Origin of the sequence: Pseudomonas sp. C8002 (assembly GCF_013385765.1) — a bacterium.
Lineage (GTDB): Bacteria > Pseudomonadota > Gammaproteobacteria > Pseudomonadales > Pseudomonadaceae > Aquipseudomonas.
The window spans coordinates 38,029-63,115 of record NZ_JACAPJ010000004.1; the positions used below are offsets into that span (position 1 = coordinate 38,029).

Annotated in this window: 24 protein-coding genes; 9 read left to right on the plus strand and 15 right to left on the minus strand. The window is 61.6% G+C overall.

Annotated elements, in window-relative coordinates; all coding sequences use genetic code 11:
* Nucleotide 1: 1 nt before the first annotated feature.
* Nucleotides 2–1,567, plus strand: a complete 1,566-nt coding sequence (locus tag HX814_RS05570) for a PAS domain-containing methyl-accepting chemotaxis protein (protein WP_008437563.1) — start codon at nt 2–4, stop codon at nt 1,565–1,567.
* Between the two features lie 18 nt (nt 1,568–1,585).
* Nucleotides 1,586–3,277: a bifunctional diguanylate cyclase/phosphodiesterase gene (locus HX814_RS05575; protein WP_003219057.1), complete on the plus strand. Its 1,692-nt coding sequence runs from the start codon at nt 1,586–1,588 to the stop codon at nt 3,275–3,277.
* A gap of 153 nt (nt 3,278–3,430) precedes the next feature.
* Here the strand turns inward: HX814_RS05575 and HX814_RS05580 are convergent, their stop codons facing one another.
* Nucleotides 3,431–4,180, minus strand: a complete 750-nt coding sequence (locus HX814_RS05580; RefSeq protein ID WP_177008130.1) for an ABC transporter substrate-binding protein — start codon at nt 4,178–4,180, stop codon at nt 3,431–3,433.
* Between the two features lie 133 nt (nt 4,181–4,313).
* Here HX814_RS05580 and dnaX point away from each other — a divergent pair, with 133 nt between their 5' ends.
* The 5 genes from dnaX to HX814_RS05605 all read left to right on the plus strand — a co-directional run bounded on the left by dnaX (nt 4,314) and on the right by HX814_RS05605 (nt 10,080).
* Nucleotides 4,314–6,377, plus strand: a complete 2,064-nt coding sequence (gene dnaX / locus HX814_RS05585) for a DNA polymerase III subunit gamma/tau (protein ID WP_102368376.1) — start codon at nt 4,314–4,316, stop codon at nt 6,375–6,377.
* 43 nt (nt 6,378–6,420) lie between these two features.
* A complete protein-coding gene (locus HX814_RS05590; protein WP_003193199.1) occupies nt 6,421–6,759 on the plus strand; it encodes a YbaB/EbfC family nucleoid-associated protein in 339 nt (112 codons plus the stop codon).
* A 269-nt stretch (nt 6,760–7,028) separates the two neighbouring features.
* Nucleotides 7,029–8,063, plus strand: a complete 1,035-nt coding sequence (locus tag HX814_RS05595; protein ID WP_003219050.1) for an NADP-dependent oxidoreductase — start codon at nt 7,029–7,031, stop codon at nt 8,061–8,063.
* 65 nt (nt 8,064–8,128) lie between these two features.
* Complete coding sequence (gene recR / locus HX814_RS05600; protein WP_003219049.1) at nt 8,129–8,731, plus strand: recombination mediator RecR; 603 nt, start codon at nt 8,129–8,131, stop codon at nt 8,729–8,731.
* Nucleotides 8,732–8,931: 200 nt separating this feature from the next.
* Nucleotides 8,932–10,080, plus strand: a complete 1,149-nt coding sequence (locus tag HX814_RS05605; protein WP_003219047.1) for an acyl-CoA dehydrogenase family protein — start codon at nt 8,932–8,934, stop codon at nt 10,078–10,080.
* Between the two features lie 164 nt (nt 10,081–10,244).
* Here the strand turns inward: HX814_RS05605 and HX814_RS05610 are convergent, their stop codons facing one another.
* Both HX814_RS05610 and fnr read right to left on the minus strand, forming a co-directional pair.
* Nucleotides 10,245–10,793: an adenine phosphoribosyltransferase gene (locus HX814_RS05610; protein ID WP_177008129.1), complete on the minus strand. Its 549-nt coding sequence runs from the start codon at nt 10,791–10,793 to the stop codon at nt 10,245–10,247.
* A gap of 80 nt (nt 10,794–10,873) precedes the next feature.
* Nucleotides 10,874–11,608 carry a fumarate/nitrate reduction transcriptional regulator Fnr gene (gene fnr / locus HX814_RS05615; RefSeq protein ID WP_003219044.1) on the minus strand — a complete coding sequence of 245 codons (735 nt, stop codon included), beginning with the start codon at nt 11,606–11,608 and terminating at the stop codon, nt 10,874–10,876.
* Nucleotides 11,609–11,762: 154 nt separating this feature from the next.
* On the opposite strand from fnr, the gene HX814_RS05620 reads away from it, so the two are divergent.
* Nucleotides 11,763–12,239, plus strand: a complete 477-nt coding sequence (locus HX814_RS05620) for a hypothetical protein (RefSeq protein WP_003219041.1) — start codon at nt 11,763–11,765, stop codon at nt 12,237–12,239.
* A 7-nt stretch (nt 12,240–12,246) separates the two neighbouring features.
* Here HX814_RS05620 and hemN read toward each other — a convergent pair whose 3' ends face one another.
* The 8 genes from hemN to HX814_RS05660 all read right to left on the minus strand — a co-directional run bounded on the left by hemN (nt 12,247) and on the right by HX814_RS05660 (nt 20,077).
* The gene (gene hemN, locus HX814_RS05625; RefSeq protein ID WP_003219038.1) at nt 12,247–13,629 is read right to left on the minus strand and encodes an oxygen-independent coproporphyrinogen III oxidase; all 1,383 of its coding nucleotides are present in this window, start codon (nt 13,627–13,629) and stop codon (nt 12,247–12,249) included.
* 103 nt (nt 13,630–13,732) lie between these two features.
* Entirely contained in the window at nt 13,733–14,416 is a 684-nt protein-coding gene (locus tag HX814_RS05630; RefSeq protein WP_003219035.1) for a sulfite exporter TauE/SafE family protein, read from the minus strand.
* Nucleotides 14,409–14,627: a cbb3-type cytochrome oxidase assembly protein CcoS gene (gene ccoS / locus HX814_RS05635; protein ID WP_003219033.1), complete on the minus strand. Its 219-nt coding sequence runs from the start codon at nt 14,625–14,627 to the stop codon at nt 14,409–14,411. Before ccoS ends, HX814_RS05630 begins: the two co-directional genes overlap by 8 nt.
* 22 nt (nt 14,628–14,649) lie before the next feature.
* Entirely contained in the window at nt 14,650–17,100 is a 2,451-nt protein-coding gene (locus HX814_RS05640) for a heavy metal translocating P-type ATPase (RefSeq protein ID WP_177008128.1), read from the minus strand.
* 135 nt (nt 17,101–17,235) lie between these two features.
* Nucleotides 17,236–17,775 carry a FixH family protein gene (locus tag HX814_RS05645; RefSeq protein ID WP_008437568.1) on the minus strand — a complete coding sequence of 180 codons (540 nt, stop codon included), beginning with the start codon at nt 17,773–17,775 and terminating at the stop codon, nt 17,236–17,238.
* Nucleotides 17,776–17,789: 14 nt separating this feature from the next.
* A complete protein-coding gene (gene ccoG, locus HX814_RS05650) occupies nt 17,790–19,205 on the minus strand; it encodes a cytochrome c oxidase accessory protein CcoG (protein ID WP_003219028.1) in 1,416 nt (471 codons plus the stop codon).
* A gap of 207 nt (nt 19,206–19,412) precedes the next feature.
* The gene (locus HX814_RS05655) at nt 19,413–19,823 is read right to left on the minus strand and encodes a type II toxin-antitoxin system VapC family toxin (RefSeq protein WP_102368383.1); all 411 of its coding nucleotides are present in this window, start codon (nt 19,821–19,823) and stop codon (nt 19,413–19,415) included.
* On the minus strand, nt 19,823–20,077 hold the full coding sequence (locus HX814_RS05660; RefSeq protein WP_177008127.1) for a type II toxin-antitoxin system Phd/YefM family antitoxin: 255 nt from the start codon (nt 20,075–20,077) through the stop codon (nt 19,823–19,825). The genes HX814_RS05655 and HX814_RS05660 overlap by 1 nt, the downstream gene beginning before the upstream one ends.
* Before the next feature lie 633 nt (nt 20,078–20,710).
* Here HX814_RS05660 and HX814_RS05665 point away from each other — a divergent pair.
* Nucleotides 20,711–21,391: a hypothetical protein gene (locus tag HX814_RS05665; protein ID WP_023659084.1), complete on the plus strand. Its 681-nt coding sequence runs from the start codon at nt 20,711–20,713 to the stop codon at nt 21,389–21,391.
* 93 nt (nt 21,392–21,484) lie between these two features.
* Here the strand turns inward: HX814_RS05665 and ccoP are convergent, their stop codons facing one another.
* Genes ccoP through ccoN form a run of 4 tightly spaced genes read right to left on the minus strand, consistent with a single transcriptional unit; the run spans nt 21,485 to nt 24,700 of the window.
* The gene (ccoP, locus tag HX814_RS05670; protein ID WP_177008126.1) at nt 21,485–22,462 is read right to left on the minus strand and encodes a cytochrome-c oxidase, cbb3-type subunit III; all 978 of its coding nucleotides are present in this window, start codon (nt 22,460–22,462) and stop codon (nt 21,485–21,487) included.
* Nucleotides 22,459–22,644, minus strand: a complete 186-nt coding sequence (locus HX814_RS05675) for a CcoQ/FixQ family Cbb3-type cytochrome c oxidase assembly chaperone (RefSeq protein WP_008437575.1) — start codon at nt 22,642–22,644, stop codon at nt 22,459–22,461. Before HX814_RS05675 ends, ccoP begins: the two co-directional genes overlap by 4 nt.
* 5 nt (nt 22,645–22,649) lie before the next feature.
* On the minus strand, nt 22,650–23,258 hold the full coding sequence (ccoO, locus tag HX814_RS05680) for a cytochrome-c oxidase, cbb3-type subunit II (protein WP_003193167.1): 609 nt from the start codon (nt 23,256–23,258) through the stop codon (nt 22,650–22,652).
* Nucleotides 23,258–24,700, minus strand: coding sequence for a cytochrome-c oxidase, cbb3-type subunit I (ccoN, locus tag HX814_RS05685; RefSeq protein ID WP_003219015.1), 1,443 nt, complete (start codon nt 24,698–24,700; stop codon nt 23,258–23,260). Before ccoN ends, ccoO begins: the two co-directional genes overlap by 1 nt.
* Nucleotides 24,701–25,087: the final 387 nt, after the last annotated feature.

Genomic DNA, 25,087 nt, shown 5'->3' on the forward strand with positions numbered 1-25,087 from the left:
CGTGCGTCTCAATTTGCCGGTCACTGCTGTTGAACAGACTTTTGGGGAGCAGCAACGGCTAATTTCCGCAACTGACGTCAACAGCCATATTACCTACTGCAACGCCGAGTTTGCCGCCATGAGCGGCTTTACCCAGGCCGAGCTGATCGGCAGCACCCACAACCTGGTGCGCCACCCGGACATGCCGCCCGCCGTGTTCCAGCTGATGTGGAGCTACCTCAAGGCCGGGCAGAGCTGGATGGGCGTGGTGAAGAACCGCTGCAAGAACGGCAACTATTATTGGGTCAGCGCCTATGTGACGCCGATTCTCGAAGACGGGCGGCTGACGGGCTATGAGTCGGTGCGGGTCAAGCCCACCCGCGAACAGGTGCGCCGCGCAGAAGCGCTGTACGCGCGGTTGCAGGCAGGTGGTGCGGCGGTCTCGCCGGTGCGGCGTGTGGCGTCTGTGTCCCGAGCCATGGCGTTGCCACTGGCGGCTGCCGTTGCCAGTGTCGCCGCCTTCCAATGGGTTCCGGGTGTATGGGCCCAGGCGTTGACTGTCGGCTTGTTTCTCGGCCTGGGCGTCTGGGGGCATCAACGCTTGGGACTACAGCTCAAGCAGATTGTGCAGAACACGCCCAATACCTTTTCCGACCCCATCAGCGCCATGACCTACAGCGACGCGCTGGGGCCGACCGCGCAGCTCGAAATGATCCTGATCAGCGAAGAAGCGCGACTTAAAACCGCCCTGACGCGCCTCAGCGACCTGGCCAACCAGATGGCCGAAGCAGCCGCCCATTCCAGCGTGTTGTCGAGCACCACCGAATCGGCGTTGCTGGAACAGCGCGCCGAGACCGACATGACCGCCGCCGCCATGACCGAGATGGCTGCGTCCATCGCCGAAGTGGCAGTGCACGTTCAACAAACCGCCAGTGAAGCCCACACCGCCAACACCCTCGCCGAGCAGGGCAGCCAGGTGGCCGGCACGTCGCGCGAGGCGATCCAGCTGCTGGCCGGCACCGTCACCCAGATCAATCAGGCGGTGGGCAACCTGGCCGGGCAGACCCAGCAAATCCAGGTGGCCGCGAGCATGATCCAGGCAATCGCCGACCAGACCAACCTGCTGGCCCTCAACGCGGCCATTGAAGCGGCCCGCGCCGGCGAGCAGGGCCGTGGCTTTGCCGTGGTGGCCGACGAGGTGCGCGCCCTGGCGGGCAAGACGCGGGAGTCGACCCAGCAGATCCAGGGCATCATCCAGAACCTTCGGGCGGGCGCCGATGAGGCGGTCGAGATCGCGAGCCTGGGCATTCACGAGGCCGAGCAGGGCGTGCAGCAAGTACTTGAGGCGCAGCAGGCGCTGCAAGGCATTCGCCACGCGGTGGAGCGTATTACCAGTATGAGTCAGCAAATGGCTGCTGCCTCACAGGAACAATCCCACGTCGCCGAGGAAGTTTCACAGCAGATCAATAACGTTGCCGCCACGGTGCAAAAGACAGCGGGCAATGCCAACGCTGCAGTCACCCGTGGCCGGGAACTCGAAAGCATCTCTTCCGGGTTGCGCGCCCTGGTCGAGCGGTTCAACCGCTAGCCACAGTGAGCCTGACTCATGGACGAGAAATACCGCAGGGCCGTGGATGCAGCCGCCATTTTCTCCGAGACTGACCTGGCGGGCTGCATCACTTACGTCAATGACCAGTTCTGCGGCATGTCCGGCTACGGGCGTGACGAGTTGCTGGGGCAAAATCACCGCATTCTGAGCTCGGGACTGCACCCTGCGGGGTTCTTCCAGGGCATGTGGCAAGCCATCAGCGAAGGCCGGGTGTGGCGTGGGGAAATCTGCAACCGGGCCAAGGATGGGACGTTGTATTGGGTGGACAGCACCATGGTGCCGCTGCTCGATGAGAAGACCGGGCGCGTGCAGAAGTACGTGTCGATCCGCTTTGATGTCAGCGAAAAGCGCCAGCTGTTGCACACCCTGCAATGGCGGGTCGGCCACGATGTGCTGACCGGCTTGCCGAACCGCGCCTATCTGTCGGAGTTGCTTAACCAGTCCCTGGAGTTCTCCCGCAGCGAAGACATACCGTTGGCGTTGTGCATGCTCGACCTGGACGGCTTCAAGGCGGTCAACGACGGGTATGGGCATGCCTGTGGGGATCTGTTGTTGGTGGAAGTGGCCACTCGGTTGCGGGAGATCATCCGCGGCGAGGACGTGGTCGCCCGGCTCGCCGGTGACGAATTTGTGCTGATCCTGCGTTATGTGCGCGATATCGACGAGCTGAACGGCGCCTTGCTGCGCATCCTCAAGGCGATTTCCGAGCCGTACTCGATCCAGGGGGCGGAGCTGAATGTGTTCGCCAGCATCGGCGTCACGCTGTTCCCCCTGGACGACGAGGACGCCGACACCTTGCTGCGCCATGCCGACCAGGCGATGTATGTGGCCAAGCAGAGCGGGCGCAACCGCTACCAGTTGTTTGATGTATCCCTGGAACAGGAGGTCAAGGCCAGCCACCAGACCGTGGAGCAGATCCGCCAGGCCCTGGCGGCGGGCCAGTTGTGCCTGCATTACCAGCCCAAGGTCAACTTGCGCTGCGGCACGGTGGTGGGGTTCGAAGCGTTGTTACGCTGGCAGCACCCCGAGCGTGGCCTGGTGAAGCCGGGGGATTTCCTGCCACTGATCGAGCAGACCGACCTGATTGTCGATATCGGCGAATGGGTGATCGCCCAGGTGTTGGGCCAGATGCATCGCTGGCAGGTGCATGGGCATTGGTGGTCGGTGAGCGTGAACATCGCGGCGCGGCACTTCCAGCGCGAGGATTTTGTCGAGCGCCTGCAAGACTTGCTGGCGCAATACCCGCAGGTGGAGCCGCACCGGCTGGACCTGGAGATCGCCGAGTCGGTGGCCATCGACAATATCCAGCGTGTCACCCAGCACCTGGAGGCCTGCCAGGCCTTGGGCGTGCAGTTCTCCCTGGATGATTTTGGCACCGGCTATTCCTCCCTGAGCTACCTCAAGCGCCTGCCGACCCAGACCATCAAGATCGACAAGTCGTTCGTGCGCGACATCCTGCACGACAAGGACGACCTGGCGCTGACCAAGGCCGTGATCGGCCTGGCCCGTGCGTTTGGCCGCGAAGTGATTGCCGAAGGCCTGGAAACCCTGGAGCACGGCCAGCTGTTGATGCGCATGGGCTGCGAAGTGGCCCAAGGCTATTTCATCGCCCGGCCGATGCCTGCGGACGACGTGCCGGGTTGGGTCGAGGGATTTGCACCGCCGCCGCAGTGGCAAAAGCTTGAGTGATGTTTACTGTGGCGAGGGAGCTTGCTCCCGCTGGAGTGCGCAGCGCTCCCAAAGATCTTGGGGCCGCTACGCAGCCCAGCGGGAGCAAGCTCCCTCGCCACAGCAAGCTCCCTGGTCAGCAAGCTCCCTGGCCACAAGGACAATCAGGTGATCTTAAGGGGCGGGCGCGCTGTTCCCGATATACAGCTGGATGATTTCATCAATCTCCCCGGACATTTTCATCCGCAGCAACGTGCGCAGGATCTGCTGCCCCGGCACCTGCGGGTCGTTGCGCACATAGCAGCCCAGGCGTTGCTCCTCGATCACGGCCACCGTATGCAGGCGCTGTGTGGGCGGTAATTGCTGATTGAAGCGGTCAAGGATCCATTCGTTGATCACTGCATAGTTGAAGCGTCCGGCCACCAGTTTTTGCAGCACTTGCTCTTCACTGCGGCTGTCGTCGCGGCTGAACTGGCCGCTGGCGAAGCGCGCCTCCAGGGTCGGGTAGCTGTAGCCGAGTACCGTGCCGATGTGTTGCGGCGCAAGGCTGTCCAGTGCCACCGACGTTGATGGCACGCGCCCGGCGGCCAGCACATTGCGCTGGACCAGCAGCGGGATGCTCCAGGTGAAGTCCCCCGACAGGTTGTTCAGCCACGCCGGTGTCACGTAGCAGCGCACGTCCACATCCCCGCGCTCCATGGCGGTGTCGATACGCGCACGCGGCAGCACATGGAATTTCGCAGGACGGCCGACCTGGGTGGCCAGGCTCAACATCAGGTCATACAAAATCCCCTGGGTCGGCTGGCCCTGGTCAAGTTGCACCATGGGCATGGTCCAGCTGTCGGAAATGGAGAATCGCAGAGGTGCGGGTGCCGCCAGGGTGACCGTGGCAATCATCCACAAGGCGCCCAGGACTGCGCGCATAAATTCTCCGGGTTCAGCCTTTTACAGGCTTGGTCAGACCAGCTTAGTCAGATTAGACGAGCGTGCCGGATGCAATTTCCCCCTTGCTCCGCTAGCATTACCCGCTTCCGCTTCCCAGTTGCGACGGTTTTCGATGAGTTATCAGGTTCTTGCACGTAAATGGCGTCCGCGCTCGTTCCGCGAAATGGTCGGCCAGACCCATGTGCTCAAGGCTCTGATCAATGCCTTGGACAGCCAACGGCTGCACCACGCCTACCTGTTCACCGGTACCCGCGGGGTGGGCAAGACCACCATTGCCCGCATCATTGCCAAGTGCCTGAACTGTGAAACCGGCATCACCTCGACGCCGTGCGGTACCTGCTCGGTGTGCCGGGAAATCGACGAAGGGCGTTTTGTCGACCTGATCGAGATCGACGCCGCGAGCCGCACCAAGGTCGAAGACACCCGCGAGCTGCTCGACAACGTGCAGTACGCACCGAGCCGTGGCCGCTTCAAGGTCTACCTGATCGACGAAGTGCACATGCTGTCCAGCCACTCCTTCAACGCCTTGTTGAAGACCCTGGAAGAGCCGCCGCCCTACGTCAAATTCATCCTGGCCACCACCGACCCGCAGAAACTTCCTGCAACGATTTTGTCGCGGTGCCTGCAGTTCTCCCTGAAAAACATGACCCCGGAGCGTGTGGTCGAGCATTTGACCCACGTGCTGGGTGTCGAGAACGTACCGTTCGAAGACGACGCCCTGTGGTTGCTGGGTCGTGCCGCCGACGGCTCGATGCGTGATGCCATGAGCCTTACCGACCAGGCCATCGCCTTCGGTGAAGGCAAGGTGCTGGCCGCCGACGTGCGGGCGATGCTCGGCACCCTGGACCACGGCCAGGTGTTCGACGTGCTGCACGCGTTGATCGAAGGCGACGCCAAGGCGTTGCTCGAAGCCGTGCGCCATCTGTCCGAGCAAGGCCCGGACTGGAATGGCGTGCTGTCGGAAATCCTCAATGTGCTGCACCGCGTCGCCATCGCCCAGGCCCTGCCCGAAGGTGTCGACAACGGCCACGGCGACCGCGACCGCGTGTTGGCCCTGGCCCAGGCGTTACCGGCCGAAGACGTACAGTTCTACTACCAGATGGGCCTGATTGGGCGACGTGACCTGCCGTTGGCACCCGATCCGCGGGGCGGCTTCGAAATGGTCCTGCTGCGGATGCTGGCCTTCAGGCCCGCCGACACGGCGGATGCGCCGAGACAGCCGCTAAAGCCAGTGGGGATCAGCCAGGCCACAGTTGATTCCGCCAAACCAGTGGCTGGCCCGGCTGTTGTCGCGCCAGTGGTTGCGCCGCCTGCGCCGGTTGCACAGGCCGCCGCCCCGGTTGTCGCCGAGCCCGTGGCGCCTGTGGTGGTGCCGGAGCCGGTGGTTGAGCCTGCGCCCGTGCCTGAAGTCGATCTGCCGTGGAACGACCCGGTAGAGGCCGAGGTCGAGGTCGAGCTGCAGCCTGCCGTCGAGCCGGTGCTGGAAACCACCAGCGAGCAGCCTGAACTGACACCCATGCCCGCGCCGACCCCGGACAGCGTGGTGCCGGACGCCCCCGAGTGGGTTTCGGCCCCGGTGCCGGAGCCGACCGTTGCGCAAGTGGACGCCGCCACCCCGGGCACCGACCTCGACGACGAGCCGCCGCTGGACGAAGATTACATCGAGCCGGACATGGATTCGGCCTACAGCTACCTGGACGACCTGGCCAGCGAACACACCGCCGAGCCTGCCCCGGAGCCTGAACCCGAACCTGCCGCGATGCCGGCCACCGGCCTGGCGTTGCAATGGCTGGAGCTGTTCCCGAAACTGCCGATCTCCGGCATGACCGGCAGCATCGCCGCCAACTGCACCCTGATTGCCGTTGATGGCGACCACTGGCTGCTGCACCTGGACCCGGCCCACAGCGCCCTGTTCAACGCGACCCAGCAGCGCCGGCTCAACGATGCCCTGAACCAGTTCCACGGGCGCACGCTGACCATCAGCATCGAGCTGATCAAGCCCGAGCAGGAAACCCCGGCCCAGGCGGCGTCCCGTCGCCGGGTCAACCGCCAGCGCGAGGCTGAAGAGTCGATCCACGGTGATCCGCTCATCCAGCAGATGATGCAGCAGTTTGGCGCGGTGGTGCGGCACGATACTATTGAACCTGTAGAAGCCCCGGTACCCCAAGCGTCATAACCCGGGGCCAATAATTGATCCACGTACTTTTGAGGTGATTCCCATGATGAAAGGTGGCATGGCCGGCCTGATGAAGCAGGCGCAGCAGATGCAGGAAAAGATGGCCAAGATGCAGGAAGAACTGGCCAACGCCGAAGTCACCGGTAAAGCCGGTGGCGATATGGTCAGCGTGGTGATGACCGGTCGTCACGACATCAAGCGCGTGAGCATCGACCCAAGCGTATTGCCGGGCGTCGGCGAAGACGACCTAGAAATGCTCGAGGCGCTGTTTGCCGCGGCCGTCAACGACGCCGTGCGCAAGATCGAAGCCAACAGCCAGGACAAGATGTCCGGCGTGACCGCTGGCATGCAACTGCCACCGGGCATGAAGCTGCCGTTCTGATCGGCAAGCAGCACCGAAAATGCCAGGCCCCGCGCCTGGCATTTTTTTGTCCGGCTATTTTCCATACCCGTAGCAGCTGTCGAGCGCCAGCGAGGCTGCGTCGGCAGCGACTCGGTCCCACGTCTGGCATGAAAGCAGCGGTGCGGCTAACGTAGCCTCGCTGGCGCTCGACAACGGCTACTGCGAGAGTTTTGTCGAACCCTGGACCCTGTGTTGGGGTCTGCACCCTATACCGTTGAATTCAATCACCGATAGAAGGAGCCTCGCTGATGTCCGAAGCATTGACCCTCAACCAGCGCATTGTGCTGGTCTCACGCCCCCACGGCGCACCGGTGCCGGAAAACTTTCGCCTGGAGCGCGTCGCGCTGCCGGAACTGGCCGACGGCCAGGTTTTGCTGAAGACCCTTTACCTGTCCCTGGATCCCTACATGCGCGGGCGCATGAGTGATGCGCCGTCCTATGCTGCGCCGGTAGAAATCGACGAAGTGATGACCGGTGGCGCTGTCAGCCGCATCGAACAGTCCCGCAATCCCAAGTTCGAGGTGGGTGACCTGGTGGTCGGTTCCACCGGCTGGCAGAGCCACAGCATCTCCGATGGGCGCAACCTGATCCCGGTACCGAAGGGACTGGCCAGCCCGTCCATGGCCCTGGGTGTGCTGGGTATGCCCGGCATGACCGCCTATATGGGCCTCACCGATATCGGCCAGCCCAAGTCCGGGGAAACCCTGGTGGTGGCGGCCGCTTCCGGTGCGGTGGGCTCGGTGGTGGGCCAGGTGGCGAAGATCAAGGGCCTGCGGGTGGTCGGTGTGGCGGGTGGCGCCGACAAGTGCCGCTATGTGGTGGACGAGCTGGGCTTTGATGCCTGTGTCGATCACAAGAGCGACAACTTTGCCGAGGAGCTTGCCCAGGCCTGCCCCAAGGGCATCGATATCTACTTTGAAAACGTCGGCGGCAAGGTATTCGACGCGGTCGTGCCGCTGCTGAATGCCAAGGCGCGCATTCCCTTGTGTGGCCTGATCGCCGGCTATAACGCCCACGAAGCGCCCAGCGGTCCCGACCGGCTGCCGGCGTTGCAACGTACCTTGCTGACCAAGCGTGTGCGGATCCAGGGCTTTATCGTGTTCGACGACTATGGCGACCGCCAACCGGAATTCCTCAGTGCCATGGCGCCGTGGGTGCGGGATGGCAAGATCAAGTTCCGCGAGGACGTGGTGGAAGGCCTGGAGCAGGCACCTGAAGCCTTTATCGGTTTGCTGGAGGGGCGCAACTTCGGCAAGTTGGTGGTGCGGGTCGCACAAGATTGAGCATTTGACGCTAATCCGAGGCGCGGGTATAAACCGCGTCTCGTTGTTTTGTCGGACCTTTCCCCATGAGCTTCAGCCCCCTGATTCGTCAACTGATCGACGCCCTGCGCACTTTGCCAGGTGTGGGTCAGAAAACCGCCCAGCGCATGGCGCTGCAACTGCTGGAGCGTGATCGCAGCGGCGGCTCCCGACTGGCCCAGGCCCTGAGCCAGGCGATGGAAGGGGTTGGCCACTGCCGCCAGTGCCGCACCCTGACCGAGGAAGAGCTGTGCCCGCAATGCGCCGACCCGCGTCGCGACGACACGCTGCTGTGCGTGGTCGAAGGGCCGATGGATGTCTACGCGGTGGAGCAGACCGGTTACCGCGGGCGCTACTTTGTGCTCAAGGGCCACCTGTCGCCGCTGGACGGGCTGGGGCCGGAGGCGATTGGTATTCCGCAACTGGTGACGCGAATCGAGGAGCAGGGCACGTTCGTCGAGGTGATCCTGGCCACCAACCCTACGGTGGAAGGCGAAGCGACGGCCCATTACATCGCCCAGCTGCTGACCAACAAAGGCCTGATTACCTCGCGCATCGCCCACGGCGTGCCGCTGGGTGGCGAGCTGGAACTGGTGGATGGCGGGACCCTGGCGCATTCGTTTGCCGGGCGTAAGCCGATCGCCCTATAACAAACACCGCAGAACAAAATGTGGGAGCGGGCTTGCTCGCGAATGCGGTGGTTCAGTCAATGCATCTGGCGACTGATACACCGCATTCGCGAGCAAGCCCGCTCCCACATTTGTTTTGTGGCGTTCACGAGCCTTTCCTCTTGCTTGATAACCAAGCAAGCGCTTGGTAAGTTCGCTCTACCGTCCCGTGGAGCCTGCCGATGTCTGCCTATCAGGAATACTTCGACCCCAGCCACCAATTGGTCCGCGACAGCGTGCGTCGTTTCGTCGAGCGCGAGATGTTGCCGGGCATCGAGCAGTGGGAGGAAGCGGAAAGCTTCCCCCGGGAGCTGTACCTCAAGGCCGGTGCGGCGGGGATCCTGGGCATCGGTTACCCCGAAGCCCTTGGAGGCAGCCACGAAGGTGACCTGTTCGCCAAGGTCGCGGCCAGCGAAGAACTGATGCGCTGCGGCTCCGGCGGAGTAGTGGCAGGGTTGGGCTCGCTGGATATCGGCTTGCCGCCCATCGTCAAATGGGCCCGGCCCGAGGTGCGCGATCGTGTGGCGCCGCAGGTGTTATCCGGCGAGAAGATCGCCGCCCTGGCGGTCACCGAGCCCGGTGGCGGCTCCGATGTCGCCAGCCTGCAGACCCGTGCTGTGCGCGACGGCGACCATTACCGGGTCAGCGGCAGCAAAACCTTTATCACCAGCGGCCAGCGTGCCGACTTCTACACCGTCGCCGTGCGTACCGGTGGGCCGGGCTTTGCCGGCATCAGCCTGTTGTTGATCGAAAAGGGCACGCCTGGTTTCACCACCGGTACACCGCTGAAGAAAATGGGCTGGTGGGCGTCGGACACTGCCGAATTATTCTTCGATGATTGCCGCGTACCCGTAGGCAATCTGATCGGCGCCGAGAACATGGGTTTCGCCTGCATCATGGGCAACTTCCAGAGCGAGCGCCTGGCCCTGGCCCTGATGGCCAATATGACTGCGCAGATGGCCCTGGAGGAAAGCCTGAAGTGGGCGGCCCAGCGCGAGGCCTTCGGCAAACCCATCGGCAAGTTCCAGGTGCTCAAGCATCGCCTGGCGGAAATGGCCACGGCGGTGGAGGTCTCGCGGGAATTCACCTACCGCCAGGCCGCCAAGATGGCCGCGGGCAAGAGTGTGATCAAGGAGATCTCGATGGCCAAGAACCTCGCCACCGACACCGCCGACCGCGTGACCTTTGATGCCGTGCAGATCCTCGGCGGCCAGGGCTACATGCGCGGCAACCTGGTGGAGCGGCTGTATCGCGACAACCGCATCCTGTCCATCGGCGGCGGGACTCGGGAAGTGATGAACGAAATCATCAGCAAGCAGATGGGCTTGTAGAAAGCGCTTTTGTGGCGAGGGAGCTGTGGCGAGGGAGCTTGCTCCCGCTGGGCTGCGTAGCGGCCCCAAGATCTTTGGGAGCGCTGCGCACTCCAGCGGGAGCAAGCTCCCTCGCCACACAAGCTCCCTGCCACACAAGCTCACTCGCCACACGAGTCCCGGGGTTATTGCTCTGTCAGTGCAAACTGCGTCAGGCAGAACGTCGCAATGCCCATGTCTTCCAGGCGCTGGGAACCACCCAGCTCCGGCAGATCGATGATCGCCGCCGCTTCGAAAATCCGTGCGCCCATGCGCCGCGCCAGGTTGGCCGCTGCGATCAGCGTGCCGCCGGTGGCGATCAGGTCATCGAACATCAGTACCGAATCACCTTCACACAGGCTGTCGGCGTGCACTTCCAGGAAGGCTTCGCCGTATTCGGTCTGATAACTCTCGGCCAGCACGTCAGCCGGCAATTTGCCTTGCTTGCGGAACAGGATCAGCGGTTTGTTCAACTGATAGGCAATGATCGAACCGATCAAGAAGCCTCGGGCATCCATCGCGCCGATGTGGGTGAAGTCGGCTTCGACGTAGCGGTGTACGAAGGTGTCGGCCACCAGGCGCAAGGCCTTGGGCGACTGGAACAGCGGCGTGATATCGCGAAAGATCACCCCAGGCTTGGGGAAGTCGATGACTGGGCGAATCAGGGATTTGATGTCGAACGAATCGAAGACCATCGTCGAGGAGTCCTGGGGAGGAAAGCGGACTCGAAGTATACCTGCGGCCCAGCCGATTGGCTCGGCCGCAAGCGTCTGGATCAACCGTCGAGCGAACCGCCAGCCAATGCGCAGAGCTGGATCGGGTCGAGGATATGCACTTCCTTGCCTTCGGCCGCAATCAACTCGTTCTGCTGGAAGCGGGTGAATACCCGGGACACGGTTTCCACCGCCAGGCCCAGGTAGTTGCCGATTTCGTTGCGCGACATGCTCAGGCGGAACTGGTTGGCCGAGAAACCCCGCGCGCGGAAACGTGCGGAAAGGTTGACCAGGAAAGTGGCAATACGCTCGTCGGCGGTTTTCTTCGACAACAACAGCATCATCTGTTGGTCGTCGCGGATTTCCCGGCTCATCACGCGCATCAGCTGGCGACGCAATTGCGGCAGCTGCAGGGCCAGTTCATCCAGGCGTTCGAACGGGATTTCACACACCGATGTGGTTTCCAGGGCCTGGGCCGACACGGGGTGAATCTCAGTGTCCATGCCCGACAGTCCGACCAGTTCGCTCGGCAGGTGGAAGCCGGTGATCTGTTCTTCGCCGCCATCGCTCAGGCTGAAGGTTTTCAGCGCGCCAGAACGTACTGCATAAACGGAGTCAAACTTGTCGCCCTGGCGAAACAGGAACTCGCCTTTTTTCAGTGGGCGACCGCGTTTAACGATCTCGTCCAGCGCTTCCATGTCTTCCAGATTCAACGAAAGTGGCAGGCAGAGGGGGGCCAGGCTGCAATCCTTGCAATGAGCCTGGCTATGAGCGCGCAGTTTAACTGGCTCGGACATTTCTTAAATCCTTGTGGGAAAACACACATAAGGCGTAAGGGTACCGCACTGGGGGACGATCAGGCCAGCGTGTACAAAAAAGCAGCAGCGGTATAAAGAATTTTGTATCGAGGTCGATACAAGATTGTCACTCCTAGAGCTGGAGGCTCAGATCATGCTTTCCATTGGCGCAACCAACCCTGCCATTGTTTCTTCGCTAACCGTGCCTGATGCGAAAAAAGACCCCGCTGCAGACGATAAAGACCAAGCGTCTTCGACCGATCGGGCCACTGACACCAAGCCCCAAGGACTGGTGGTGGATATCTCGGGGGCGGGGCTGAAAGCCTCCAAGGCCAGCACCAACTCCAACAAGGACATTGACGACAGCAACCTGAAAGACAACATCAAGCAGCTGTTGAAAATGATTCGCGAGATGAGAAAACAGCTCGCCGAGAAGATGGCTCAGCTCTCAGCTGCCATGTCCGACGCCTCAAAGACCCCGCAGGCAAGGCAGGCCAGAGTGGCCGCCTTGCAGAGTGATATCGCGACATTGCAGGCCGGCTTGATGACGGCCCAATCGCAGTTGACCAAGGCCTTGAAGGACGAGTCTCCCGAGTCGCAGCTGGAAGCGATGGCCCTGCTGGCGAAGTAGGACAGGTTCAGATTACCCGCGAAAATCGTTGCCGATTCTGGTGCTCCAGATAGGCATCGAACACCATGCACACCGAGCGTACCAGCAGGCGTCCCGCCGGCAATACGCGGATGCCCTGTGGGTCGAGTTCGATCAGTCCGTCCTCGGTCATCGCCTCCAGTTGCGGCCAGAGTTCGTCGAAATAGCCGCGAAAATCGATGTTGAAAGCCTGTTCGATCTTCTCGAAATTCAGGCTGAACGTGCAGATCAACTGCTGGATCACTTCCCGTCGCAGCCGGTCATCCGTGGTGCATAACAACCCACGGCTGGTGGCCAGTTGCGCGCCGGCGAGGGCATTCTGGTAGTGGTTCAGGTCGCTGCTGTTCTGGCAGTACAGGTCGCCGATCTGGCTGATCGCCGACACCCCAAGCCCGATCAAATCGCAATGCCCGTGGGTGGTGTAGCCCTGGAAGTTGCGTTGCAGCGTGCCTTCTTCCTGGGCGACGGCCAATTCGTCGTCCGGCAGGGCAAAGTGGTCCATGCCGATGTAGCGGTAGCCCGCCCGGGTCAACTGCTCGATGGTGGTTTGCAGCATCAGCAGTTTTTCCGCCGGGGAGGGCAGGTCGTCGGTGTTGATCCGTCGCTGGGGCATGAACCGTTCCGGCAGGTGTGCGTAGTTGAACACCGAGAGGCGGTCGGGTTGCAGGCTGATGACTTCTTCCACGGTGCGTGCGAAATTCAGCGGTGTCTGCTTGGGCAAACCGTAGATCAGGTCGATATTGATCGAACGAAACTGCAGGGTGCGCGCTGCGTCAATCACTGCGCGGGTTTCTTCCAGGCTTTGCAGGCGGTTCACCGCACGCTGCACTTCGGGGTCCAGGTCCTGCAGGCCGATACTGACGCGGTTGAACCCCAGTTCACGCAGCAGGCCCATGGTCGCCCAGTCGGCTTCCCGTGGGTCGATTTCAATCCCGTAGTCGCCGGAGTCATCGTCCAGCAGGTTGAAGTGCTGGCGCAGGCGGCCCATGACCTGACGCAGCTCGTCATGGCTGAGAAAGGTCGGGGTGCCGCCGCCGAAGTGCAGCTGCTCGACCGGCTGTTTGGGGTCGAGGTGGCACGCCACCAACTGGATTTCCTGCTCCAGGCGTTGCAGATAGGCGTGAGCCCGGCCGCGATCCTTGGTGATGACCTTGTTGCAGGCGCAGTAGTAGCAAATGTTGGCGCAAAACGGCACATGCACATACAGCGACAGGGGCCGTACGGCCTTGCGGCTGTCGCGCAGGGCGTGGAGCAGGTCGAAGGTGCCGACCTGGCTGTCGAATTGTACGGCGGTGGGGTACGAGGTATAGCGTGGCCCCGCCAGGTCGTAGCGGTGAATCAGATCAGTGTCCCAACGAATGGCGTCGAGCATGCGGGCGTTCCCCCGGATAGGCTAGTGGGCCGAGTCTAGGGGCTGGGTGGGGAAGCCATCTTGATTTGCATCAACGGGGAGCGGCGCTATGCCACATGGCGATCTAGTGGCCCATCAGCCAGTGCTGGTGCGGCCCGGGCAAGGTCCAGATGCCGAACAGCATGACCAGCAGGCCACCGGCCATCCGCACGCTGCGTTTGCGCAATAACGCGGTGACTCGATCAGCGGCTAAGCCCGTGGCCAGCAGTACCGGCCAGGTGCCAAGGCCGAACGCGAGCATCAGCACCGCACTGTCCAGCGCATTGCCCTGGCTGGCCGCCCACAGCAACGTGCTGTAGACCAACCCGCACGGCAACCAGCCCCAGAGCGCACCCAGCAGCAACGCCCGGGGCAGGCTGGACACCGGCAGCAAACGGTTGGCAACCGGCTGGATATGGCGCCACAGGCCGCGCCCGAGGCTTTCGATACGGGTCAGGCCGCTCCACCAGCCAGCCAGGTACAAGCCCATGCAGATCAGCAACAGCCCGGCGAGGATGCGCATGAACATCGCTGCCGGACTGTTGGCCACGGCCCAGCCGGCCAGGCCGATCAGCAAGCCGGCGGTGGCGTAGCTGAGGATGCGCCCCAGGTTGTAGGCCAGCAGCAGGCGAAAGCGCCGACTGCGTTGCTCCTTGGGAATCGCCAGGGTCAGCGCGCCCATCAGGCCGCCACACATACCCAGGCAATGGCCGCCGCCCAGCAGGCCGAGGATCACCGCCGAGACCAGCAGGGGCGCCAGTTCAAGCATGGGGCGGATCTTTCGGCTTGGGCGGTTGTTCAGGGCCGTTGGCTTCATCGACGGCCGCCAGGTGGTTCGGGTCCTGGTCATCGAACAGCACGCTGTGGGCCGGGCCATCGAGGTCGTCGTACTGGCCGCTGTCCACCGCCCAGAAGAAGATGTAAATGGCGATGGCCACGATCAACAGCGCCGCCGGGATCATCACGTAAAGAGCTGGCATCTGCACTCCATGCCCGCGCGGCTCATGCCGGCAGCGGGCGGGTTACGGGGGCGGGGCTCACGGCTGGCGTGCTCGGCATGCGAGTCAGGCGCAGGGCATTGAGCACCACGGTCAACGAACTGAGGGACATGCCGATCGCCGCCCAGATGGGAGTGATCCAGCCGAGGGCGGCAAACGGCAACATCAGGCCATTGTACAGCCCGGCCCACAGCAGGTTTTCAATGATTACCCGGCGGGTGCGCCGGGCCAGGGTAAAGGCTTGCACCAGGGCGTCGAGGCGGTTCGACAGCAACACCGCGTCGGCGCTGGTCTTGGCCAGGTCGGTGGCCGAGCCCATGGCCACGCTGATATCGGCGGCGGCCAGCACCGGCACATCGTTGACGCCATCGCCGAGCATCAGCACCTTGCGGCCTTCCTTGTGCAGTTGTTGCAGCATTTGCAGCTTGTCATCGGGGCGCAGGCCGCCATGGGCTTCGTCGATGCCCAGCTCGGCGGCGACACTGGCAACCATCGGCGAGCTGTCTCCCGACAGCAGCAACGTGCGCCAGCCGCGTGCCTTGCAGGCGGCGAGCAAGGCGGGCGCGTCGCTGCGCAGGCGGTCATCCAGGACAAACCAGGCCAGGGCGCCGTCGGTGTCGCCCAGCAGCAGCCATTGGCCGGCTTCCTTCGGCGAGGCGGGGAGGGCGCAGCCGCTCAGTTCGCAAACAAAACCCGGCTGGCCAATGCGCAACCGGCGGTCACCGACGCGGCCTTCCAGGCCCAGGCCCGGCGTGCTGAGCACTTCATCCGCCGCCAACGGCGCGCGGCCGAATGCGCGGGCGATAGGATGTTCCGAACGTTGCTCCAGCGCCGCCGCGAGGCTCAGGCACTCGTCGCTGCCCAGCAGGCTCAACGGGCGGATCGCGCGCAACGCCAGGCGACCTTCGGTAAGGGTGCCGGTCTTGTCGAAAATCACCGTGTCGATCTGGTTCAGGCCTTCCAGCACGTGGCCGCGGGTCAGCAGCAGGCCGAGTTTGTGCAGGGTGCCGGTGGCTGCCGTCAGGGCGGTGGGTGTTGCCAGTGAGAGGGCGCAAGGGCAGGTCGCAACCAGCATCGCCAGGACGATCCAGAACGCCCGTGACGAATCCAGCTCCCACCACACCAGGCCGATGACCGCAGCGGCGACCAACGAGCACAACAGGAACCATTGGGCGGCGCGGTCGGCGATCTCCGCCAGCCGGGGTTTCTCCGCCTGGGCCCGCTCCAGCAGGCGCACGATGGCCGACAGGCGCGTGTCGTGGCCCAGGGCGCGGACTTCGACGGTCAGCGCACCTTCGACGTTGAGGGTGCCGGCAGTGACGGCATCGCCGACCTGGCGTGGTTGCGGCAGGTACTCGCCGGTCAGCAGCGATTCGTCGATGCTCGACTGGCCGTCGAGGATGATGCCATCTGCCGGCAGCACCGCCCCCGGATGCACCAGTACCCGGTCGCCCAGGGCCAGTTCGCTGAGCAGGATCCGTTCACTTTGCCCGTCGGCACTCATGCGCAGGCACGAGGCCGGCAACAGGTTGACCAACTGCGCGGTGGCTGCCGCCGTACGTTCCCGGGCGCGACGCTCAAGGTAGCGCCCAGCCAGCAGGAACAGGGCAAACATGCCGACTGCATCGAAATACAGTTCACCGGTGCCGGTGATGGCGGTCCAGATTCCGGCCAGGTAGGCACCGCCAATGGCCAGGGACACCGAAACATCCATGGTCAGGTGGCGGGTGCGCAGGTCGCGCATCGCCCCCTTGAAAAACGGTGCGCAGCTGTAGAACACGATGGGCGTTGTCAGAAACATCGCGACCCAGCGCAGGATCACGTGCAGCTCCGGGCTCAGGTCGATATTGAATTCCGGCCAGGTGGCCATCGTCGCCATCATCGCCTGGAACCACAGCAGCCCGGCCACCCCCAGTTGACGCAGGGCCAGGCGGTTTTCGCTGGCCAGTTGTTCAGCGGCACGGTCGGCTTGATACGGGTGGGCGGCGTAGCCGATGTGGCGCAACTCGCCGAGCAGTTGGCTCAGGGGCAATTGCCCGTCGGCCCAGCGCACGTGCAGGCGGTGGTTGGACAGGTTCAGGCGCGCCTCGGCCACGGCGGGCAGGCTGCGCAGGTGTTTTTCGATCAGCCAGCCACAGGCGGCGCAACTGATGCCTTCCATCAACAGTGTGGCTTCCGACAGGTCACCGTCGTGGCGCACGAAAGGCTTTTGCACATCGGCACGGTCATACAGCGCCAGCTCGTCCACCAGTTGCACCGGCAGCGCCTCGGGGTTGGCCGAGGCTTCGCTGCGGTGCTGGTAATAGCTTTCCAGGCCACCGGCGACAATCGCCTCGGCCACCGCCTGGCAGCCCGGGCAGCACAGCTCGCGGGGCTCGCCGAGGATCAGGGCAGTGAACCGGCTGCCGGGCGGCACGGGCAGGGCGCAGTGGTAGCAGGGGATCGGGGTGGTCATGGCTCAGTTCCGATGATCGTTCCCACGCTCTGCGTGGGAACGCTTCGCTGGACGCTCCGCGTCCGCTCTTGTGACGCGGAGCGTCACGGGATGCATTCCCACGCAGAGCGTGGGAACGATCAAACAGGTGACGCTCTATTTTTTCAGGTCTTCAGCACCCTGCAGCGGCTCGTCGCCCAGCAGCAAGTCCTTGTCATGGCTGACCTGTTCTTCTTCAAACATACGCCAGGTCCGGTCGCCTTCCACCCCCAGCAGCTCGACGAAGCGGCGGCCTTCGACCTTGTCGGTCACCTGGCCGATGTAGCGGCCGGGCTCGCTGTCGCTGCGGGTCAGGATGATCTTGCGATCCTTCTCCGGCTGGGTTGGCGAAATCAGGTTCAGCTCCAGGGTGCCGGGCCCGCTGTTGCCGGTCAGGTGCAATTCGACTTCGCCGGTCAACTCGTCCAGGTGCACCTTGGCCCGCAGTTGCAGAGTCTGGGCCAGCAGTTCGCGGTCCAGGGAACGGTTGATGCCTTTGCCGGCCTCGTAATAGTTGTCGTTGACCAGGTTGTCGGGGTTGTTCACCGCGATGGTCACCATGGACAAGGTCAACGTCACCGAGCAGGTCAGGATCCCAATGATGATCCAGGGCCAGAGGTGCTTGTACCAGGGGCTTGCGGCAGTAGCTGCGGGCATTGTTCGGCTCTCTATTAACGGACTTGTGGGCCGATGAATCGGCTCTTGGCTTCAATGTGGACGCTGTCGTCATCGGCATCCCTGAGGATGAATTTCACCTCGTTGGTGCTCGACGGCAGTTGTTCCGGTGCGCTCGACAACTCCACCGGCATGCTGAAGATTTCCCCGGCCGCTACCTTGATCTCGCGCCGGCCTTGCAGCTTGAGGTCTGGCAGGCCTGCGGCGTCAAGCACGTAGGTGTGGTCGCGCTGGTCCTTGTTCATGATCTTCAGGCTGTAGACGTTTTCGATCCGGCCCTCGGCGTTTTCGCGGTACAGCACGCGGTCCTTGCTGACGTCGAAACCCACCAGCGAGCGCACGAAGAAGGCGGCCACCAACAGGCTGATCATCGCCAGCAGCACCAGGGCATAACCGATCAGGCGCGGGCGCAGCTTATGGGTTTTCTGCCCGGACAGGTTGTGCTCGGTGGTGTAGCTGATCAGCCCGCGCGGGTATTCCATCTTGTCCATGATGTTGTCGCAGGCGTCGATGCAGGCCGCGCAGCCGATGCATTCAATCTGCAGGCCGTCACGGATGTCGATGCCGGTAGGGCACACCTGCACGCACATCGTGCAATCGATGCAGTCCCCCAAGCCCTGGGCCTTGTAGTCGATACCTTTTTTGCGCGGCCCACGGACTTCGCCACGGCGCGGGTCGTAGGAAACGATCATCGTGTCCTTGTCGAACATCACGCTCTGGAAACGCGCATACGGGCACATGTAGATGCACACCTGCTCGCGCAGCCAGCCGGCGTTGCCGTAGGTGGCGAGGGTGAAGAAGCCGACCCAGAAATACGACCAGCCATCCGCCTGGCCGGTGAAGAAATCGAACACCAGTTCACGGATCGGCGAGAAGTAGCCGACAAAGGTCATGCCGGTGACGAAGCCGATGATCAGCCACAGGCTGTGCTTGCCGAACTTGCGCAGGAACTTGTTGGCGCTCATCGGCGCCTTGTCCAGCTTGATGCGTTGGTTGCGGTCGCCTTCGGTGACCTTTTCGCACCACATGAAGATCCAGGTCCACACGCTTTGCGGGCAGGTGTAGCCGCACCAGACGCGGCCGGCATACACGGTGATGAAGAACAGGCCAAACGCCGCCACGATCAGGATGCCCGATAGCAGGATGAAATCCTGGGGCCAGAAAGTCGCGCCAAAAATGAAGAATTTACGTTCCGGCAGGTTCCACCAGACAGCCTGGTGGCCACCCCAGTTCAGCCACACGGTGCCGAAGTAGAGCAGGAACAAACCGGCACCCCCGAGCATCCGCAGATTGCGGAACAAGCCGGTGAAGGCACGGGTGTAGATTTTCTCCCGCGATGCGTAGAGATCGACGGTGTTATTCGAATTTTTGGCAGGCGGAGTAACGTCATGTACCGGAATCTGGTTGCTCATCATTGCATCCCACGGCAGTGGAGATTTGCCTCGGCCAGTACGTGCCGGCCGGGGTCAAAATAGGGGTGTTGCAGTGGCCTAATGATACGCCCCTGACACCCTTCGACGGGTGCGACCTTTGGTCGCGTTGGGGGAAATCAATTGATGGTGTACGTGATCTGGGTCAATTGACTTGTGAAGTATGGACGGTTTTCGCAGCCTTACCGGTCATTCGTCCCATGGATTGATCAGCGCGACGCCGCTGGATTGAAAGTCGCCGATGTTGCGGGTGACCACTGTCAGCCCATGAACCAGCGCGGTTGCAGCGATCAGCGCGTCACTTTCGTTGGCTTGGTCTGGCACATGCAAGCTGGCACAGCGCAGGGCAACTGCTGCATCAATCGGCAGGATTCTGGCATCAAACGCCGGCATGACATGGCGCTTGAGCCATGTGCGCAAAACCTTCCCCTGGGCGGGATCACGCCGCTCCATTCGCAGGACTCCTGTTTCCAGTTCCTTCAAGGTAATGGCTGAAATATACATCCGTGGCGCGATGACACTTTTGGCCCAGGCGACGACCTTGGCATCGGCCTGGGGTTTGCGCAGTTCAGAGATGACATTGGTGTCGAGTAGATACATCAAGTGAAGTCCACGGGTCGATGAGTGATCACGGCGCGTTCGGTTTCGAACTCGATATCTGCCGCTTCTGGCATCACCAACAGCTCAACGATGTCGGCATTGAGGCCTGTCAGTTTTTGGTAGTCCTCAATGCTTAGCAGTACATGGGCAGGCTTGCCCCGGTCAGTGATAAAAACCGGGCCTTGGCGGGCGGCTTTTTTGGCACCGCTTGTGTCTTGATTGAATTCACGGCTGGAAATGGTGGTGATAGTCATGGGGGCTAACCTCCGTATGGAGTACGAATGTAGTCACGTTACTACCTGCGGTTTTCTTGATCAATCTCAAATGTAGATGCGTTGCTGGCGGTGACGACTTTTTCGACTTGAAAACAAAACGGCCCCGCCAATCTCCACTGGCGGGGCCGTTTTTTTCATCGTTTTTCCTCACACGGCGTCTGGCGGCTTGTTCCCATGGGACAGTCCGAAACATACGCCGCCAGCAAGTGCACCTTGCCGTTTCCCTTGCGACTTCCTGGTGGTGAGTAAGTAAATCAGGAGAGGTCTACGGGCCGGTGTGGTGGCGTTTTTATAACTGCTTTTTGCGCTGTTAAATAACCTACAACGATTGGTTAGGAAGCTGACGCTTCTGCGATATCAGTTCTTAGGCCCAAACGAGCCTTTGTTTACACAGAATGAAACGTTTGTTGTAGGAACGCTGATCGCGTTATTGCCACGCAGGAAATGCCGACGTTGAGATCAAGTCTGGATCAGTGTTCGGCAATGTTTTGTAGCAGCGCGCAGCGTTACCACGATGAAACCTTTGATGAGCAATTGTTGAACGTTATGCCTAGGTCTCTTGCGCGCCGATAAATTTATTTTGTTTTGACGTTATTCAAATCGAGGAAACCAATGACCATTCAACGTGCTAATGACACGCATAATGTTGGAGCCGTTCCACCATCGGCTTCGACGCTGCCAGTATCCTCTGGCATCAGCGTAGAGCAATTCAGTAGTTGGAATGATTATCGGGTGGCCGACCGTCTACTCAGAAACTTTGATAAGTATGCCGACCCTGCGCAACCAGACTACATCACCCGCGACTCTCTACGACAGGTTGCGTATGCCTCTGCGCAGAGTGGCTACAGCAGTGACGACATGAATTTTGCCCGTTCGCTGCTGGAAAATCCTGTACTCATGGAGAAACTCGATGGGTACGGAAAGCATAAGCACGATGGCAAAATCGATCGTGAAAGTATCATAACCGTGGGTCAGAATATGGGGTTTCCCCTGGCCACGATGAGTGATAAAGAACTGGCGCAAAAGCTCCTGAATGAATATGACACCTATTACCCGGAGCGCGGTTGGGGTGGAATTGATCGCAGGGAGGGTGTGACTTACGCTTCACTGAAGAACATCGCGGATGGGACGCGTCATGATCGCGGCCCAGATGAAGCGATGGTCGCGCGGGAAATCTTGAGTCGTCCTGAGTTAGTGGCACAGTTAGGACTGACGGATTGGTCTAAATCGGCTGATCGGGGGGCGATCAACGCTGCTATTAAAAGAATGGACCAAGTGCATGAAGAACGGTAACGCCTCGTCCTCGGGGTAAGTTGAGTTCCACCAATGCCCCATTACCAAAGCCCCGCGCAGCATTGGCTGCGCGGGGCTTTTTGGTTTTAATGCTTACTGCTCCTCAGCTGCCTTGTCTCCATGGGACAGGCTGTAAACATAGGCCGCCAGCAAGTGCACCTTGTCATTGCCCTGCAACTGCTCCTGCGCAGGCATCTGGCCTTGACGGCCATAACGGATGGTCTGCTGCAGTTGCGCGAAGCTCGAACCGTAGATGAACGCGCCAGGGTGGGCCAGGTCAGGCGCGCCCATGGCGGGTGTACCTTTACCGGCGGGACCGTGGCACGCCACGCAGTTGGCGGCGAAGAGTTTCTCGCCGTTGGCCACGTCTGCCTTCGCGCCTTCCGGCAGTTTGCGGCCATCGAGGTTGGTCACCACGAAGCCGGCTACATCGGCCACGCCTTGCTCGCCAATGACTTCGGCCCACGCCGGCATCACCGCGTGGCGGCCCTTCATGATGGTTTCCTTGATGGTGGCCGGGTCGCCGCCCCAGCGCCAGTCGGCGTCGGTCAGGTTGGGGAAGCCGTAGGCACCCTTGGCGTCGGAACCGTGGCACACCGAGCAGTTGGAGGCGAACAGGCGGCCACCCATCTTCAAGGCTTGCGGGTCCTTGGCCACTTCTTCGATCGGCATGGCGGCGAACTTGGCGAAGATCGGCCCGAACCGGGCGTCCGACTTGGCCATTTCCTTTTCCCATTCGTGCACGCCGGTCCAGCCGGTCTGGCCATTGGCAAATGGGGTTTGCTTGTCGTTGTCGAGGTAGTTGTAGCCCGGCAGCAGGCCTTTCCAGTTGCCCAGGCCAGGGTACAGCGCCAGGTAACCGAGGGCGAAGATGATGGTGCCGACGAACAGCATGAACCACCATTTGGGCAGCGGGTTGTCGTACTCCTCGATGCCGTCGAACGAGTGGCCGACGGTTTCATCGGTTTGCTCGGCGCGCTGGCCCTTGCGGGTCGACAGCAGCAGCCAGGTCAGGGCGAAAATGGTACCCAGACTGAGGACTGTGACGTACAGACTCCAGAACGTAGTCATTCTTTGTTACTCCTAGACGCTTCCACGACGTGCTTGATGGCTTCGGGATCATCCGCGAAGGGCAGCAACGTCGCGTCTTCAAACTCCGACTTGCGCTTGGGGCTGAACACCCACAAGGCCAGGCCGATAAAGGCCACCATCACGACAACGGTGCCCAGGCCTCGAATCATCCCGATATCCATCCAGATCACCGTTTGCTTTTGATGATGGTGCCAAGGCCTTGCAAGTAGGCCACCAGTGCGTCCATTTCGGTCTTGCCCTTCACGGCCGCTGCCGCGCCGGCGATGTCTTCGTCGGTGTAGGGCACGCCCAGGGTGCGCAAGACTTCCATCTTCTTGGCGGTGTCCTTGCCGTCGAGTTTGTTTTCGACCAGGAACGGGTACGCCGGCATTTTCGATTCGGGCACCACGTTGCGCGGGTTGTACAAGTGCGCACGCTGCCAGTCATCGGAGTAACGACCGCCGACCCGGGCCAGGTCCGGGCCGGTACGCTTGGAACCCCACAGGAATGGGTGGTCCCACACGCTTTCACCGGCGACCGAGTAGTGGCCGTAGCGTTCGGTTTCGGCACGGAACGGGCGGATCATCTGCGAGTGGCAGCCGACACAACCGTTGGCGATGTAGACGTCGCGGCCTTCCAGTTCAAGGGCGGTGCGCGGCTTCATGCCTTCCACCGGCTTGTTGGTCACGTCCTGGAAAAACAGCGGAACGATCTGGGTCAGGCCGCCGATACTCACGGCGATGACCATGAAGAAGGCCAGCAGGCCGATATTCTTCTCGACTACTTCATGCTTCATCAGTGAGCTCCCACAACGGCGATCTTGGTAGCGGCTTCGGCTTCTACAGGGTCGGAGGCACGCACGGTGCGCCACACGTTGTAGGCCATGAACAGCATGCCGCTGGCAAAGATCGCACCGCCCAGGGCGCGCACGATGTAACCCGGATGGCTGGCTTGCAGCCCTTCGACGAAGGAGTAGGTGAGGGTGCCGTCATCGTTGATTGCACGCCACATCAGGCCCTGGGTGATGCCGTTGACCCACATCGAGGCGATGTAGAGCACGGTACCGATGGTGGCCAGCCAGAAGTGGGTGTTGATCAGGCTGACGCTGTGCATCTGCGCACGGCCGAACAGTTTCGGGATCATGTGGTACAGCGCGCCGATGGAAATCATCGCTACCCAACCGAGGGCGCCGGCGTGTACGTGGCCGATGGTCCAGTCGGTGTAGTGGGACAGCGAGTTGACCGTCTTGATGGCCATCATCGGGCCTTCGAAGGTCGACATGCCGTAGAACGCCAGGGAGACCACGAGGAACCGCAGGATCGGGTCGGTGCGCAATTTATGCCAGGCGCCCGACAGGGTCATCATGCCGTTGATCATGCCGCCCCAGCTTGGCGCGAGCAGGATGATCGACATCGCCATGCCCAGGGACTGGGCCCAGTCCGGCAATGCGGTGTAGTGCAGGTGGTGCGGACCGGCCCAGATGTACAGGGTGATCAGGGCCCAGAAGTGCACGATGGACAGGCGATAGGAGTAGATCGGACGCTCGGCCTGTTTCGGCACGAAGTAGTACATCATCCCCAGGAAGCCGGTGGTGAGGAAGAAACCTACGGCGTTGTGGCCGTACCACCACTGGATCATTGCGTCCGTCGCACCGGCGTAGGCCGAGTAGGACTTGAAGAAGCTCACCGGCAAGGACGCATGGTTGACGATATGCAGCATCGCCGTCACCAGGATAAATGCCCCGTAGAACCAGTTGCCGACATAGATGTGCTTGGTCTTGCGCTTGACGATGGTGCCGAAGAACACCACTGCGTAGGTCACCCAGACAATCGCCAGCAAAATGGCGATCGGCCATTCCAGCTCGGCGTATTCCTTGGTGGTGGTGTAGCCCAGCGGCAGGGTGACGATCGCGCCCACGATGACCGCTTGCCAACCCCAGAAGGTAAAGGCCGCCAGTGCATCGGAAATCAGTCGCGTTTGGCAGGTTCGCTGCACGACGTAGTAAGAAGTGGCAAACAGTGCACATCCACCGAAGGCGAAAATCACCAGGTTGGTGTGCAACGGGCGCAGGCGTCCAAATGTCGTCCATGGCAGGCCAAAATTCAACTCTGGCCAAACCAGTTGCGAGGCAATGAAAACGCCGAGCCCCATGCCAAGGATCCCCCAGACCACCGTCATGATGGCGAACTGGCGGACTACCTTATAGTTATAAGCAGTCGGACTGATTGCTGTGCTCATTCTAAGGTTCCACGGTTTAGTTTTTTTATAGGGTAAAAATCGGTCGCAAGTATGGAGAAAGCAAGATTCCATTGCAACGCAAGGTGACCTGCGTCAATGCGTTCCAAACCAGATTCTGCGCCCTTTCCATGTTTGGCGTAAGGACAAAATTCAGGGTTAAAAGCTGACGACTTGGACAGGATTTTAAACGGGTCGAAGGTACTTGTAACTGAGTGTGTGTAAACAAGCAGCTCGGGTGACGAATGGCCAGTGGCACGACAGCCGGTAGGTACCAGCCTTTGCGCCTGTCATCGAGCAGAAATGTTTCAACCCATCGAGTGCAAGTCGGCCGTCGACCGGCCAATGCCAGTCCACTGTGCAAACAAGCGTAGACCCGAATGGCAGGAG